General features: G+C 73.1%; 12 protein-coding genes and 1 tRNA gene. 6 read left to right on the plus strand and 7 right to left on the minus strand.

What is annotated here, in order from left to right:
• Positions 1 to 53: 53 nt before the first annotated feature.
• From Sdagh_RS20850 to Sdagh_RS20860, 3 genes are all read right to left on the minus strand, one after another.
• Entirely contained in the window at positions 54 to 1,745 is a 1,692-nt protein-coding gene (locus tag Sdagh_RS20850; RefSeq protein WP_190076901.1) for a long-chain fatty acid--CoA ligase, read from the minus strand.
• A 345-nt stretch (positions 1,746 to 2,090) separates the two neighbouring features.
• Positions 2,091 to 2,675 (minus strand): SigE family RNA polymerase sigma factor, encoded by a 585-nt coding sequence (locus Sdagh_RS20855; protein ID WP_189417028.1) that lies wholly within the window; start codon positions 2,673 to 2,675, stop codon positions 2,091 to 2,093.
• 292 nt (positions 2,676 to 2,967) lie between these two features.
• Complete coding sequence (locus Sdagh_RS20860; RefSeq protein WP_189417026.1) at positions 2,968 to 3,294, minus strand: hypothetical protein; 327 nt, start codon at positions 3,292 to 3,294, stop codon at positions 2,968 to 2,970.
• A gap of 373 nt (positions 3,295 to 3,667) precedes the next feature.
• On the opposite strand from Sdagh_RS20860, the gene Sdagh_RS20865 reads away from it, so the two are divergent.
• Positions 3,668 to 4,567: a bifunctional DNA primase/polymerase gene (locus Sdagh_RS20865; RefSeq protein WP_190076902.1), complete on the plus strand. Its 900-nt coding sequence runs from the start codon at positions 3,668 to 3,670 to the stop codon at positions 4,565 to 4,567.
• 20 nt (positions 4,568 to 4,587) lie between these two features.
• Here Sdagh_RS20865 and Sdagh_RS20870 read toward each other — a convergent pair.
• A tRNA-Ser gene (locus Sdagh_RS20870) sits at positions 4,588 to 4,674 on the minus strand.
• Between the two features lie 60 nt (positions 4,675 to 4,734).
• Positions 4,735 to 6,174, minus strand: coding sequence for a S1C family serine protease (locus tag Sdagh_RS20875; RefSeq protein WP_190076903.1), 1,440 nt, complete (start codon positions 6,172 to 6,174; stop codon positions 4,735 to 4,737).
• Positions 6,175 to 6,485: 311 nt separating this feature from the next.
• Here Sdagh_RS20875 and Sdagh_RS20880 point away from each other — a divergent pair, with 311 nt between their 5' ends.
• The 3 genes from Sdagh_RS20880 (at position 6,486) to Sdagh_RS20890 (ending at position 9,406) form a co-directional block, all read left to right on the plus strand.
• Positions 6,486 to 7,313, plus strand: coding sequence for a glycerophosphodiester phosphodiesterase (locus Sdagh_RS20880; RefSeq protein ID WP_189417020.1), 828 nt, complete (start codon positions 6,486 to 6,488; stop codon positions 7,311 to 7,313).
• An 87-nt stretch (positions 7,314 to 7,400) separates the two neighbouring features.
• Positions 7,401 to 8,039 (plus strand): ATP-binding protein, encoded by a 639-nt coding sequence (locus Sdagh_RS20885; RefSeq protein ID WP_189417018.1) that lies wholly within the window; start codon positions 7,401 to 7,403, stop codon positions 8,037 to 8,039.
• Positions 8,040 to 8,440: 401 nt separating this feature from the next.
• Positions 8,441 to 9,406, plus strand: a complete 966-nt coding sequence (locus Sdagh_RS20890; protein WP_189417016.1) for a DUF5926 family protein — start codon at positions 8,441 to 8,443, stop codon at positions 9,404 to 9,406.
• A 283-nt stretch (positions 9,407 to 9,689) separates the two neighbouring features.
• On the opposite strand, the gene Sdagh_RS20895 is transcribed toward Sdagh_RS20890, so the two are convergent.
• Positions 9,690 to 10,358 carry a bifunctional DNA primase/polymerase gene (locus tag Sdagh_RS20895; protein ID WP_190076904.1) on the minus strand — a complete coding sequence of 223 codons (669 nt, stop codon included), beginning with the start codon at positions 10,356 to 10,358 and terminating at the stop codon, positions 9,690 to 9,692.
• Positions 10,359 to 11,044: 686 nt separating this feature from the next.
• On the opposite strand from Sdagh_RS20895, the gene Sdagh_RS20900 reads away from it, so the two are divergent.
• Both Sdagh_RS20900 and Sdagh_RS20905 read left to right on the plus strand, forming a co-directional pair.
• Positions 11,045 to 12,460, plus strand: coding sequence for a PP2C family protein-serine/threonine phosphatase (locus tag Sdagh_RS20900; RefSeq protein ID WP_190076905.1), 1,416 nt, complete (start codon positions 11,045 to 11,047; stop codon positions 12,458 to 12,460).
• Positions 12,461 to 12,574: 114 nt separating this feature from the next.
• Positions 12,575 to 14,032 carry an aminopeptidase P family protein gene (locus Sdagh_RS20905; protein ID WP_189417013.1) on the plus strand — a complete coding sequence of 486 codons (1,458 nt, stop codon included), beginning with the start codon at positions 12,575 to 12,577 and terminating at the stop codon, positions 14,030 to 14,032.
• 71 nt (positions 14,033 to 14,103) lie between these two features.
• Here the strand turns inward: Sdagh_RS20905 and Sdagh_RS20910 are convergent, their stop codons facing one another.
• Entirely contained in the window at positions 14,104 to 14,568 is a 465-nt protein-coding gene (locus tag Sdagh_RS20910; RefSeq protein WP_189417012.1) for an ATP-binding protein, read from the minus strand.
• Between the last annotated feature and the right edge of the window lie 34 nt (positions 14,569 to 14,602).

Consider the following 14,602-nt stretch of genomic DNA (forward strand, 5'->3'; position numbering starts at 1 on the left):
CCGGGCTCACCGGCGGGTCACAGGCACGCGCCCCTACCGGGCTCACCGGCGGGTCACAGGAGCGTGACGGGCAGTTCCCCGTCGGCGTAGCGACGCCGGAGCACCTTCTTGTCGAACTTGCCGACGCTCGTCTTCGGTACCGCCTCGATGACCGTCCAGCGCTCCGGCAACTGCCACCTGGCGATTTTCCCGTGCTCGGCGAGGAAGGCGCGCAGGGCGTCGAAGTCGGCGGTGGCGCCCTCACGCAGGACCACCGTGGCCAGCGGGCGCTCGCCCCACTTGTCGTCCGGGACGGCGACGACGGCGGCCTCGGTGACGTCCGGGTGGGCCATGAGGGCGTTCTCCAGGTCGACGGAGGAGATCCACTCGCCGCCGGACTTGATGACGTCCTTGGCCCGGTCGGTGAGGGTGAGGAAGCCGTCCGGGGAGATCGTCCCGACATCGCCCGTCTTCAGCCAGCCGTCCTCGCTGAACTTGTCGGCGGGGCGGAGCGGTTCGGCGGCCGGCCCGCCGAAGTAGGCCCCGGCGATCCACGGCCCCCGGACCTCCAGCTCACCGGCGGACTCACCGTCCCAGGGCAGCCGCTCGCCGCCCGGGCCGGTGAGGCGGGCCTCGACGCCGGCCGCGAACCGGCCCTGGGTGACCCGGTAGCCGAACTCCTCGTCGGTGCCGACCGCGTGGGCCGGCGGGCGGGCCACCGTGCCCAGCGGGGACGTCTCGGTCATCCCCCAGGCGTGACAGACCCGCATGCCGAGTGCGTCGAACGCCTCCATCAGCGACGGCGGGCAGGCGGACCCGCCGATGGTCACCTGGGTGAGGGACGAGACGTCCCGGGGCTTCGCGGTCAGCTCGGCGAGCAGACCCTGCCAGATAGTGGGGACGGCGGCGGCGTGCGTCGGCCGCTCGGCCTCGATCATCGCGGCGAGCGGCGCGGGCTGGAGGAACCGGTCCGGCATCAGCATGTTCACGCCGGTCATGAAGGTCGCATGGGGCAAACCCCACGCGTTCACGTGGAACTGGGGCACTACCACCAGTGAGGTGTCCTGGTCGGTCAGCCCCATCGACTCGGTCATGTTGACCTGCATGGAGTGCAGGTAGACGCTGCGGTGGCTGAACACCACGCCCTTGGGGTCGCCGGTGGTGCCGGAGGTGTAACACATGGCCGCCGCCGTACGCTCGTCCAGCTCCGGCCAGTCGTACACGGTCGGCTTCCCCGCGATCAGGTCCTCGTACTCGTGCACCTGTACGCCGTTCCCCGCGCCGTCGGCGGCGAGCAGGGGCGAGCGGTCGCCCGCGCCGGAGACGACGACGTGCTCGACCGTCTCCAGACGCGGCAGCAGCGGGGCGAGCAGGGGGATCAGCGAACCGTTGACGATCACCACCCGGTCGGCGGCGTGGTTGGCGATCCAGACGAGCTGGTCGGCCGGGAGGCGGAGGTTGAGGGTGTGCAGGACCGCACCCATGGAGGGGATCGCGAAGTATGCCTCGACATGCTCCGAGTTGTTCCACATGAGCGTGGCCGCGCGGTCGCCGTCGCCGACACCCAGGTCCTCGCGCAGGGCGTGCGCCAGCTGGGCGGCGCGGGCCCCGATCTCGGCGAAGGAACGCCGGTGCGGTGCGCCCTCGCCGGTCCAGGTCGTCACCTGGGAGGCGCCGTGGACCGTCGAGCCATGGGTGAGAATCCTGGAAATGAGCAGCGGTACGTCCTGCATCGTGCTCTGCACGGTGACCTCCCGGGGCGACATTGCCTACGCGGCGGCATGGGGTGCGCTGATTCTGCGCACGTACCAAGTGGTATGTCACTACCGGCCGATGATCGATCACGTACGAGTCCGATCGGCCGGCCACGGGGTCGCGTCCGCTCGGTTCACGGCCCTGCGCGGGGGAGGCGCCCGGCGGAGGGGCTCGGGCCGGAAAACCGGGCGAGGGCCGGAATACCGGGCGAGGGGCCCGGGCCAGGCCGCCCGGCTGGGGGCTCGGGTGTGCTCAGTCGCGATGCCGGGGGCAAGGGGCCCGGCCGCGCACCGAGGCGGGGTACGTGCCCGGGGCGCTCGGCGGCGTGCCCAGGCGGGTACGTGCGGCCGGCGTGCTCAGCCGAAGGCCGTGCTCAGCTCCGCGTCGTCGCGGAGCTTGCCCAGCGCGCGCGAGACCGCCGACTTCACCGTGCCGACGGAGACCCCGAGCACCTCGGCCGTCTGGACCTCGCTGAGATCCTCGTAGTACCTGAGGACGACCATCGCCCGCTGCCGCGCGGGCAGCCGCATGATCGCCCGCCACATCGCGTCGTGCAGCGCCTGCTGCTCGGCCGGGTCGTTCCCGCCGGGCACCGGCTCCGGCTCGGGCAGCTCGTCGCAGGCGTACTCGTCGACCTTGCGCTTGCGCCACTGCGACGTCCGCGTGTTCAGCAGCGCGCGCCGGACGTAACCGTCGAGCGCCCGGTGGTCCTCGATCCGCTCCCAGGCCACGTAGGTCTTGGTGAGCGCGGTCTGCAACAGGTCTTCCGCGTCGCTCGGGTTCGCGGTCAGCGACCGCGCGGTGCGCAGCAGCACCGGCTGCCGGGCCTTCACGTACGACGCGAAGGAGGGGTACGACGAGTAGGGCAGCGGCGGGTGCGGGAACGTCCGCGGCGCCGCCGTCGCGGCGTCCGAAGCCCTGGTGCAGACGGGTGTGGTCATGCCTCAACGCTAGGAGCGCCGGGTGCGCGCCGGATCGGCCGCAGGTCCCGAAGCGGACTCCGCCTCAGGTTGTAGGGGTGGGGCGAGCTGCACCTCCTGAAGGTGGACGAGGGAGGAGGACGCGTCGGGGATCACCCCTGGGGGCGGTGCCCGGCAGGGCCCGGGACACGTCCGCGCGACGGCACCGAAGTACCGCCGCGCGGACGCCATGCGACCCCATGAAGCACACCCGCACTCGGAATGAGGGGCGGCGCCGGTGCCGGGTGGGCCCGCGCCCGCGCCGTCCCTCAGCTCACCACCACAGCGGCGTGAAGTTGACGGAGACGTTGTCGTTGCCCTGGTTGATGGCCGTGAAGGCGGAGCCGTCGACCTGCGCGGTGTTGTTCTGGTTCGTGGCACCGGAGCCGACCGCCTGCTGCTGGGTGGTCGCCGAGTTGCCGTTGTTGTCGTCACCGACGCCGCTGCCGATGATGCCGGCGTAGCCCTCCGCGGCGGTCGCGTTCGCTCCGTCGTCCGCGAAGGCGCCGCTGTCGGCCGCGGCCACGCCGGCGAAGAGGGCGGCGGCCAGCGGCAGGGCGGAGACGGCGGCGATGACGCGGGCGGTACGGATGCTTGCCATGTTGTTCCTCCTGAAAGATGCGCACCGGCCAGCTGCCGACAGCGCGAGAAGTACGTGAACCAGACCTGAACAAGCCCTTTCACCAGGGCAGTTGGCCGTCCGCCCCGGCGACTTGCACGACGTCGCGTGATCAGAGTTGCCCATCGCGTCCCCCGCGAACCAGCCCGAGGACCCTGATTCGCCCTCAAGCGTGAGGACAAGTCGATAAACCCTTTTGCGCCCCTTGCGTCCCACCCAGGGGCAGGAAAGGCATCAACACCCCAAGCCCCACAAGGGGCGAAGCGTTCCGCCGCATCCGCCCTTCCCGACCCCGCCCGGCGCGTCGGCCGCACTCCCCCTTCCTTTTCTCGAACACCCGTACGACCATGAATCCATGGCCACCACCCACCGGCAGGCCAGGACGCCGGCCCTCGCACACGCACTGTCAGCCGCCGAACGCGGTCTGGCCGTCATCCCGCTCTCCCGCACCAAGCTCCCGGCCCTGCGCTCCCCGCACCGCGACGACCCCGGCGCCGCGCCCTGCCACGGCGAGTGCGGCCGGCCCGGCCACGGGGTCCACGACGCGACGAGCGACCCCGACCGCGTCCGCGAGCTGTTCGCGGCCGCCCCCTGGGCCACGGGCTACGGCATCGCCTGCGGCCTGCCGCCGCACCACCTCATCGGCATCGACCTGGACACGAAGGCGACGGGCGACTCCTCGGCCGCCCTGCGCGAACTGGCCCTGCGCCACCTGTTCACGATCCCGCCCACGGTGGTCGTCCTCACCCCCAGCGGCGGACGCCACCTGTGGCTGACCGGCCCGCCCGGCGTCGCCGTCCCCAACTCCGCCGGCCGCCTCGCCCCCGGCATCGACGTCCGCGGCGCCGGCGGCTACCTGGTCGGCCCCGGCTCCCGCACCCGGCACGGCGCGTACACCACGGCCCCCGGGACCGCGCACCTCGCGCCCGCGCCCTGCCCGCGCGCCCTCCTGCGCCTGCTGCTCCCCGCGCCCCGCGCACACCGCTCCACGCCCTCCCCGGGCGGCGCGCACGGCCAGGGCCTCGTGCAGTTCGTCCTCGCCGCGCACGAGGGCCAACGCAACACCCGCCTGTTCTGGGCGGCCTGCCGCGCCTACGAGAACGGCATCGGCCCCGCCCTCACCGACGCCCTGGTCACCGCGGCCCGCCGCACCGGCCTCTCCGAACAGGAGGCCCGCGCCACCATCACCTCGGCCGCCCGCCTGACCCGGCCGACGGACCCCGGACAGGGAACGACCCCTGACCGTGGTGCCTGATCAGGGGCCGTCTCCGGGTGCGGTGGGTGTGGGATTTGAACCCACGGTGACGTCGCCGCCACGACGGTTTTCAAGACCGTTCCCTTAGGCCGCTCGGGCAACCCACCTCGCCCCGGTCCGCTGGGAGCGGGGCGGGTACAGCGTACCGGCAGCGGGCGGAGGCCGGGTCAGTCGTCGCCCGTCTTGGAGCCCAGGGTGAGTTCCACCGTGTTCTCCTTGCCGCCGCGCTCGTAGGTGACCTCGACCTTGTCGCCGGGCTGGTGGGTCCAGATCTCGCCGATCAGGGTGGGGCCGCTGTCGATGACGTGGTCGTCCAGCTTGGTGATCACGTCGCCGGGCTTGAGGCCGGCCTTGTCGGCGGGGCCGCCCGCCTCGACGGGCTCGGCGCCGCCGACGCCCTGCTCGGTGATCTGGGCGCCGTCCGTCGTCTCCTCCAGGGAGACGGACGCGCCGATCCTCGCGTACACCGGCTTGCCGGTCTTGATCAGCTGCTGGGCGACGTACTTGGCCTGGTTGATCGGGATGGCGAAGCCGAGGCCGATGGAGCCGGCCTGGCCGGTGCCGCCGAGGCCGTTGCTCGCGGACTGGATCGCGGAGTTGATGCCGATGACGTTGCCCTGGGCGTCCAGCAGCGGGCCGCCGGAGTTGCCCGGGTTGATGGAGGCGTCGGTCTGGAGCGCGCTCATGTAGGACGCCTTGCTGGTGGAGCTGCCGTCGCTGGAGGCGACGGGGCGGTCCTTGGCGCTGATGATGCCCGTGGTGACGGTGTTGGACAGGCCGAAGGGGGCGCCGATGGCGATGGTGGAGTCGCCCACGGCCACCTTGTCGGAGTTCCCGAGGGGGAGCGGGTTCAGGTTCGAGGGCGCGTTCGCCAGCTTGATGACGGCGACGTCGTAGCCCTGGGCGTGGCCGACCACCGAGGCGTTGTACTTCTTGCCGTCGGGGAAGGTCGCGGTCAGCTTGCCGCCGTCGACCGCCTCGGCCACCACGTGGTTGTTGGTCAGGATGTGGCCCTGCTTGTCGAAGACGAAGCCGGTGCCGGTGCCGCCCTCGCCGCTGGTGCTCTCGGCCTCGATGGTGACCGTGCTGGGCAGCGCCTTGGCGGCGACGCCCGCGATGGTGCCCGCGTCGCGCTTGACGGAGCCGCCGGTGTCCGAGGCGGAGACCGTGGTGGAACCCGAGTCGTTGTTCTCCGCCAGGGTGTAGCCGAGGCCACCGCCCAGTCCGCCCGCCACCAGGGCGGCGACCGCGACCGCGGCGATCAGTCCGCCGCGGCCGCGACCGGACTTCGGCGGGGGCGGCTGGTACGCGGCTCCCCAGCCGCCGGGACCGCCTCCCGGGCCGCCGTAGCCGCCACCCGTGCCGTCGCCGCCCCCGTACGGGGTGGCCGGCGGCGCGGGCGGGGGCCAGGAGGCGTCGGGGGCCGAGCCCTGCGCGGCGGGGCCGGGCCCGTACGGGTTCGCCCCGTGGCCGGGGTGCCCGGCCTGCGCTGCCGGGGCGCCGGGCTGCGGGGCCGGCTGCTGCGGGGAGGCTGCGGGGGAGTCCACCGGCACGGGGGGTGCGGACGGGGCCGGAGGTACCGCGGTGCCCTCGTTCTCGGTGCTCACAGCTTTTCTCCTCGATCCACGGCTGTTGTTCGGTCACACTGAGTCGTACTCAGCCACGCTCGTGCACGCCGGCCTCGACGGTCCGGCGCGTTGTAGCTGTGCATGTCTTCTTGTATGCCGCCAGCTTTTCCCACGGGCCGTCAGAGCACCATAAGCCGTCGCTGTGCGTCCGTGGTTCTTTCTTACATAGGAAATGTAAGACATACCGGCCTTGATGCCCCCGACTGTGTCCCGGCTGTTCCTCAGCTGTTCCCCGCCCGCGCTCCGGCTTCCGTCCCCCGTGCGCCCCCGCGCGGTGACACCATGTCGCGGTGACCCACGCACGACAGCACCGCATCCAGGTCGTCGCCCATCGCGGGGCCTCGGACGAAGCTCCCGAGCACACCCTCGCCGCGTACCGGAAGGCCATCGAGGAGGGCGCGGACGCCCTCGAGTGCGATGTGCGCCTGACCTCCGACGGCCATCTGGTCTGTGTGCACGACCGCCGCGTCAACCGTACGTCCAACGGCCGCGGCGCGGTCTCGGCCATGGAGCTGGCCGATCTGGCGGCGCTGGACTTCGGTTCCTGGAAGACGCGCGAGGCGTGGCGGGTGCGCGGCGAGGAACCGGAGTACGAGCACCGGCCCGAGGACCGGGAGGCGACCTCCGTCCTCACCCTGGAGCGGCTGCTGGAACTCGTGGCCGACGCGGGCCGCCGGGTGGAACTGGCCATCGAGACCAAGCACCCGACACGCTGGGCGGGACAGGTGGAGGAGCGGCTGCTGGCCCTGCTGAAGCGGTTCGGGCTGGACGCCCCGGCCGACGACGCGGAGGCACGTGTGCGCGTGATGAGCTTCTCGGCGCGTTCGCTGCACCGGGTGCGGGCCGCCGCGCCGACACTGCCGACGGTGTACCTGATGCAGTTCGTCTCGCCCCGGCTGCGGGACGGGCGGCTGCCGGCCGGCGTCCGGATCGCCGGGCCCTCGGTACGGATCGTGCGCAACCACCCGGCGTACATCGAGCGTCTGCGGCGGGCGGGCCACCAGGTGCACGTGTGGACCGTGAACGAGCCGGAGGACATGGACCTCTGCGTCGACCTGGGCGTGGACGCCATCATCACCAACCGGCCGCGCGCGGTCCTCGACCGGCTCGGCCGCTGAACCGGCCCGGCTTCCGCGGGGAGCCCGGAGGGCCGGACGGTGACACGTTGTGCACCGGCGCGTCCGCTGTGTGTCCGGGTATGTCGAATGCGTCACCGGGCGGGGAGCGGCCGGTTTCCGGTTCAGGCCAATGGGGCATCCACACCGTGGCGTGGGGCAAAGGAGGTCTCGGGGGTGGCGTTGGTGGTGGCACAGGAGGTGCCGACGTCGTCGAGCATGGCCGTTCCCCATGGTCCGTCGGGCGTGGGGAAAGCGCGACACCGCATGCGCGATCAATTGCGCAGAGGCGGGGTCACCGAATCGGTCATCGACGACGCCGTACTGATCCTTTCCGAACTTTTGAGCAATGCCTGCAAGCACGGCCGGCCCCTGGGCGACGCCCTGGCCGGTGACGGGGACGTCCGGGCGGCCTGGCGGGTGGACCCCGGCGGCCGGCTCCTGGTCGAGGTGACGGACGGCGGCGGTCCCACCCGCCCGGCCCCGGCGACACCCTCGGTGACGGCACACGGGGGCCGCGGGCTCAACATCATCACGGCGCTCGCCGACGACTGGGGCGTCCGCGACGACGCCGGCGGCGAGGTCACCGTCTGGGTCGTCGTCCACGACGACGTGTACGACCCCGACGCGGGGCACCGGCGTGACGACTTCGCCGCGCGCGTGGGCGCCCCGGCGGTGGCGGACATCCCGGGCCTGGACTTCGCGGACGCCTTCGAGGATCTGGGCTGAGACGTCTTCGAGGCCGGCCGCCGGCTGAGACGTCTTCGGGGCCGGCCCCGGGCTGAGACATCTTCGGGGCCGGCCCCGGGCTGAGACGTCTTCGAGCCCGGCCCCGGGCTGAGACGTCTTCGAGCCCGGCCCCGGGCTGAGACGTCTCCGGGGATCCGGGACGAGACACCTTCGGGCTCCGGACCGGGACGTCGTCGGGACACCGGGCCGGCAGTCCTCGGGGGCGCGGGCCGAGAGGCCCTTGAGGCTCCGCACCGGCACGTCTTCGAGGCTCCGGAGCCGGGACGTCCCGGGAGCGCCCCAGGGCCGCCCCGCGGTTGTCCACAGGGACCCGTCCGCCCCGACGCGAACGGCTAGGCTCGCGCCCGTACGAGATGAGCCGTAACCGGGAGACACCCACGATGGCCAAGAAGCGACCCCAGACGAAGGCCGAGCGGCCGCAGTTCACCGACGCGGAGGTCCCGGTCGTCGGCGCCCGCGAGCCCTGCCCGTGCGGCAGCGGCCGACGGTACAAGGCGTGTCACGGCCGGGCCGCCGCCCAGGCCGTCACCGAGCTGGTGCAGCGCCCGTTCGAGGGCCTGCCCGGCGAGGGCGACTGGGTGGCGCTGCGCGAGCTGGTGCCGGCGGCCACGGCGGAGCTGACGCTGAAGGGCGGTCTCCCCGAGGGCGTCCCGTCCGTCACCCTGGCCACGGTGCTGCCGATGGCCTGGCCGGCGCTGCGCCGCGACGACGGCTCGGTCCTGCTCGGCCTCCAGAACGACACGCCGTCCGGCGACATCAGCCGCGACCTCGCCGACACCCTCCAGCGTGCCCTGGAGGCCGCGCCGGGTTCGCCGGTCCAGTCCCGCAGGGCGCCGGCCGACGGGCCCCGGCTCCAGGACCTGCTCGACCCCGAGGGCACGTTCGAGCCGGTGGTGCACGAGGGCTTCGAGTTCTGGGTCCCGGACGCGGAGAACGCCACGCCCGAGGTGACCGCCTCCCTGGAGCGCGCCAACGCCGCGGCGATCCCGACCGTCCGGCTCCAGGGCGTGGACGCCGCCTACTGGTGCGAGACGCCGGACAAGAACCACCTGCGCTGGGTCATGCCGTACGAGGAGGAGCGGCTTCTGGACGCTCTCGCGCGGCTGCACGCGGCGGGCCGGTCCTCCCTCGGCGAGGGCACCCGGCTGGTCGGTTCCTTCCGCGCCCACGGGCTGACCGTGCCCGTCTGGGACCTGCCCGGCGCCGTCTCGGCGGCGGACATCGAGAAGCCCGCGGCCGAGTTCGCCGAGCGTCTCGCCGAGGCGCTGGCCGCCGACGCGCCGCTCACCGCGGAGGAGCGCCGGGCGCGCGGCGGACTGACGAACCGGCAGGTCACGCTCAGCTGACCGGCGGCCCGCCGTCCCGGCCGGGGCGAGTGACTCCGGTCACAACACCCGGCCGGATCAAGCCAGTCGGTGACCGGAAATCCGGAGACCGAATTTGCTAACCGCCGATCTCTTGTTACCGTTCCAGTAGCCCGGTTGCTGGTGCATCCCCCGTCGCCAGCAACCGGGTCTTTCTGCGTGCGGCTCCGGTCACCGAGCGCGAGCACGCCTCAACCGCCCGTTTCTGCAGGTGAGTTGTCTCCCGGAGGTGCCGCCGCGCGCGGCGGCACCCTTCCCGGCGGCCCTACAGCTCGGGCGCGTTCACGCCCCTGCGCGTGAGGGCGTCGACCGCCGCGTCCACCACGGCCTCCACATCGGGCACCCAGGGGGTGGCCGAGCCGGGCAGCGGCGCGCGTTCCCAGCGGACGGCGCCCGCGCCGCTCTCGGACGGCGGCAGCGCGAGATAGCCGCCCTCACCGTGGAAACGCAGGGAGCCGGGGACGAGGTCCTTGGCGTAGAGCAGTTCGCCGAGCTGCTCCATGGAGTACGGCTTGACCAGGATCGACCATCGGGTCGACGAGGCGACCACCGGGCCGAGCCGCATGCCCGCCCGGTCCAGCGCGGCCAGCGCGCGCGCGGCCGGCAGCGCGGGCAGGGAGACGGCGCAGGGAGCGGCGCCCCCGGTGGCCAGGACGATCGGGGCGGCCGGCCGGTCGGTCCACCACCAGCGCACCATGCGCGCGTCGGTGGTGGCCGCGAGGAGGCCGGGGTCGAAGGGGTGCGCGCCGGGCACCGTGCACTCCGGGTCGGGGCAGGAGCAGCCGGAGCGCCCCTGTGGGTCCGCCGCCACGCCCGGGAGCACGGGCCACTGCCATCGCGTCGCGTAGGTCAGGGCCGCGCCGATCAGGTCAGGCCCTCCTCCGTCGCCACGCCGGGACAGGAGCCTGCGTCGCCTTCCGAGGATCTCGCGCATGAGCGCTCGTTCCTTTCCGTTGCACGCCTGGCAACACCGAGGTCCACATCACACCATGTGTCGATCTCTTCACTGCGCGAATCGCTTGCGCGTACTGCTCGCTTGCGCGTACTTGCACGTACTGCGCGTTCTTGCGCCCATCTGCCGGCGCGTCACACCTTGTCGACGGACAAGGGGAACCCCTATGGGTCGAGCATCGGCCGCGCGGCCGGTCCGTCCATACTGCGCCGCTCAAAAGCATGGGCGTGGCGCGGGGTGGCGGAGTGTGGCGTTTTGCCGTCCCGCGTATTTCTCTCCGCCTCCGCCACGGGAGGATGGGGCACGGTCGTCGGTGGATAGGACGCCCGGGGCCCCCGCCAGGTTCCGGGTGGCCGCCGGCCACCCGCCCATCACCCCTGGCTTTCACCGGGTACGTACCCATCACGACCGCTGTGACGCTCCGTGAAGCACCACCAGTCGACCGCAACAAGCCGTCCTCCGGGGCAGTTTTCGGCCAACTTTGTTTTTTCGCACAAAGAAGAGAAGGGCGTCACTTCCGCCTCACAGACACCAGTAATCCCAGCAGGACAATGCTGGACATCTCCTTACGAGTGCGTGTACATGTGGAGACACTGCCGGCGACGCAGCATGACATGGGGGTTTGCGATGCTTTTGTGCAGTAGGAGCCGGTCGGAAAGCCGACTGCCATGAACGCCCCGCACGCCGCGAAAGTGGCCGGAATCGATTCAACGGTTCCCTCACCCGCACACACTGTCGCGTCCGTCACGCCGGACGGCACCCCGTCCGTACCCGCGGCTTCCCCCGGCGCCCCGGGCGCCCTCCTCCAAGGCCGTCTCGCCGGCTGGGTGTCGGACCTCACCACCCTGCACGAACTCACCGGGCGCCTGGCCCGTACGGGCACCCTCGGCGACGCCCTGCGCGAAGTGCTGCGCGCCGGCGCCGCCCTGCTGGGCGCGCGCCGCGGCCTCGCCGTCCTGGAACCGGCCGACGGACTCGGCCCGGACACCTCCGTCGGCCTCGGCCTGACCCGCGCCGACCTCGGCCATCTGGAGACCGTGCCGCGCGCCGCACTGGCGTACGGACGCATTCTGGAGGGGCTACCGGCCGGCGAGGGCGGGATCGCCGAGCCCGACCTGCTCGCCGGGGAGGGACTCGACCCCCGGCACCGCGAGGTGGCCGCCCGGCTCGGCTACGCCGCCAGCTACGCACTCCCGCTGCGCGGCGAGACCACCGGCCGGCTCGGTGCCGCCGTGTGGCTCTACGACGAACCCGCCGAGCCGCGCGAGCGGCAGCGGCACCTCGCCGGGCTGTACGTCCGCCGCGCCGCCGAGCACCTGGACCGGCTCCGCGAACTGGAGCGCACGCGCGCGTGCATGGCCGCCGTCGCCGAGGAACTGCTCCCCGCCCGGCTGCCGCGCACCCCCGGCGTCCGGCTCGCCGTCCGGCACCGCACCGGGCCGCGCGGCGGCGGCGACTTCTACGACGCGCTGCCGCTGCCGGACTCCGCGCTCGGCCTCGCCGTCGGCTCCGTCACCGGCGGCGGGCCCGGGGCGCTCGCCACGGCGGGCCGGCTGCGCGCCTCCCTGCGGGCGTACGCCGTGATGGAGGGCGAGGACCCGGTCGCCGTCCTGTCCGACCTGGAGCTGCTGCTGCGGCTCACCGAGCCCGCCCGCTCGGCCACCGCCCTGTTCGGCTACTGCGAGCCCGCGCTGCGCCGCATCACGCTGGCGGGCGCCGGGCACTGCCCGCCGCTGCTGACCGGGGAGCGGCGTACGGAGTTCGTGGAGACTTCCGTCTCCGCGCCGCTGAACATGCTGGCCTGCTGGGAGGCGCCGAGCGCGGAGGTGCTGGCCGCGCCAGGAGAGACGGTTCTGCTGTACACCGACGGGCTGCTGCGGCGTACCGGCGACCCGGTCGACCGCGCCTTCGCCCGGCTGCACGCGGCGGCGGCCGGTGTTCCCCGGGCCAAGCGGCAGGACCCGGAGGCCGTCGCCGACCACGTGCTGCGCGCGGTGCTGCCGGACGAGGCGGAGGGGCCGGGCGGGGCGGGAGGGGCGGACTCCGAGGAGGACGTCGTCCTGCTGGCGGTGCGCTTCGAGTAACGGCCGGGGCGGCGAGCGGTAGGCGGCCGGTGTAACAGGCCCTTCGGCCCTGGGCCCCCTTCCGCACGACCGTACGATGGGGGGTGGTCCAGTGCCGTAACAAGGAGGATGACCGTGTCGGAGGAGCTGCCGGAAACCCCGGAGACCGCTGAGGAAGAACCGATCAAGCAGCGGAAGAACGGCCTGTACCCGGGCGTCTCCGACGAGCTCGCCGAGAACATGAAGTCGGGCTGGGCCGACACCGAGCTGCGCGACCTGGAGCCGATCCCCCAGGCCGCCGAGACCGCCGCCCGCCGCGCCGCGCTCTCCGCCCGCTTCCCCGGCGAGCGCCTGGTCATCCCGGCCGGCAACCTGAAGACCCGCTCCAACGACACGGAGTACGCCTTCCGCGCCTCCGTCGAGTACGCGTACCTGACCGGCAACCAGACGGAGGACGGCGTCCTCGTCCTGGAGCCCACCGCGGACGGGCACCGGGCGACGATCTACCTGCTGCCGCGCTCGGACCGGGAGAACGGCGAGTTCTGGCTGGACGGCCAGGGCGAGCTGTGGGTCGGCCGCCGCCACTCGCTCACCGAGGCGGCGAAGCTGTACGGCGTTCCCGCCTCCGACGTGCGGGAACTGGCCGGCACGCTGCGCGAGGCCACCGGCCCGGTGCGCGTCGTGCGCGGCCACGACGCCGGGATCGAGGCGGCCCTGACCGACAAGGTCACCGCCGAGCGCGACGAGGAGCTGCGCGTCTTCCTCTCCGAGGCCCGCCTCGTCAAGGACGACTTCGAGATCGGCGAGCTGCAGAAGGCCGTCGACTCCACCGTGCGCGGCTTCGAGGACGTCGTGAAGGTCCTCGACAAGGCCGAGGCGACCAGCGAGCGCTACATCGAGGGCACGTTCTTCCTCCGCGCGCGCGTGGAGGGCAACGACGTCGGCTACGGCACCATCGCCGCCGCCGGTCCGCACGCCTGCACCCTGCACTGGGTGCGCAACGACGGCCCGGTGCGCTCCGGTGACCTGCTGCTGCTCGACGCGGGCGTGGAGACGCACACGTACTACACGGCGGACGTCACCCGCACGCTGCCGGTCAGCGGGACGTACAGCGACATCCAGAGGAAGGTGTACGACGCCGTCTACGAGGCCCAGGAGGCCGGGATCGCGGCGGTGAAGCCCGGCGCCAAGTACCGCGACTTCCACGACGCGGCACAGCGCGTGCTCACCGAGAAGCTGGTGGAGTGGGGGCTCGTCGAGGGGCCCGTCGAGCGGGTCCTGGAGCTGGGCCTCCAGCGCCGCTGGACGCTGCACGGCACCGGGCACATGCTCGGCCTGGACGTCCACGACTGCGCCGCCGCGCGCACCGAGACGTACGTCGACGGCACGCTGGAGCCGGGCATGGTCCTCACGGTCGAGCCGGGGCTGTACTTCCAGGCCGACGACCTGACCGTGCCGGAGGAGTACCGGGGCATCGGCGTCCGGATCGAGGACGACATCCTGGTCACCGCGGACGGCAACCGGAACCTGTCGGCCGGGCTGCCCCGCCGGTCCGACGAGGTGGAGGCGTGGATGGCCGGTCTCAGGGGCTGACCCCCACGACGGTCACGGACCGGCGGCGGCCGGGTGCGCGGGGCGCGCCCGGCCGTTCGCGTGCCCGGGGCTCACACCGCCGCGAGCGGGGTGTCGTTGCGCCACTTGATGATCTTGTCGAAGCTGACCACGGCGCCGCCGCGGGCCGAGGCGCTGCCGATGTGGACGTGGTCGGCCAGCTCCCGGATGAGGCAGAGCCCCCGGCCGTGCTCGGCGTCGGCGGGCGCCGTACGGGCGGTGGCGGCGGACACGGCCGCCGCGCCGCCGGAGAAGCCGGGCCCGGTGTCGGAGACCTCGATGCGGCACCGCTCACCGTCCAGGTAGGCGGTGACGCGGTAGGCCGCCGAGGGGTCGTCCCGCGTGTCGTCCCCGCCGTGCTCGACGGCGTTGGCGCACGCCTCGGTGAGGGCGACGGAGAGGTCGTAGGAGATGTCCGGGTCCACGCCCGCCGTCTCCATCGTGCCGAGCAGCAGGCGGCGGGCCAGCGGCACGCTCGCGGCCTCGCGCCGCAGATGGAGTGACCACCAGATGCTCATGCTCCACCAGCCTCCTGGCCGCGGCTCGACATAC

This window comes from Streptomyces daghestanicus (assembly GCF_020521275.1).
GTDB lineage: Bacteria > Actinomycetota > Actinomycetes > Streptomycetales > Streptomycetaceae > Streptomyces > Streptomyces griseoviridis.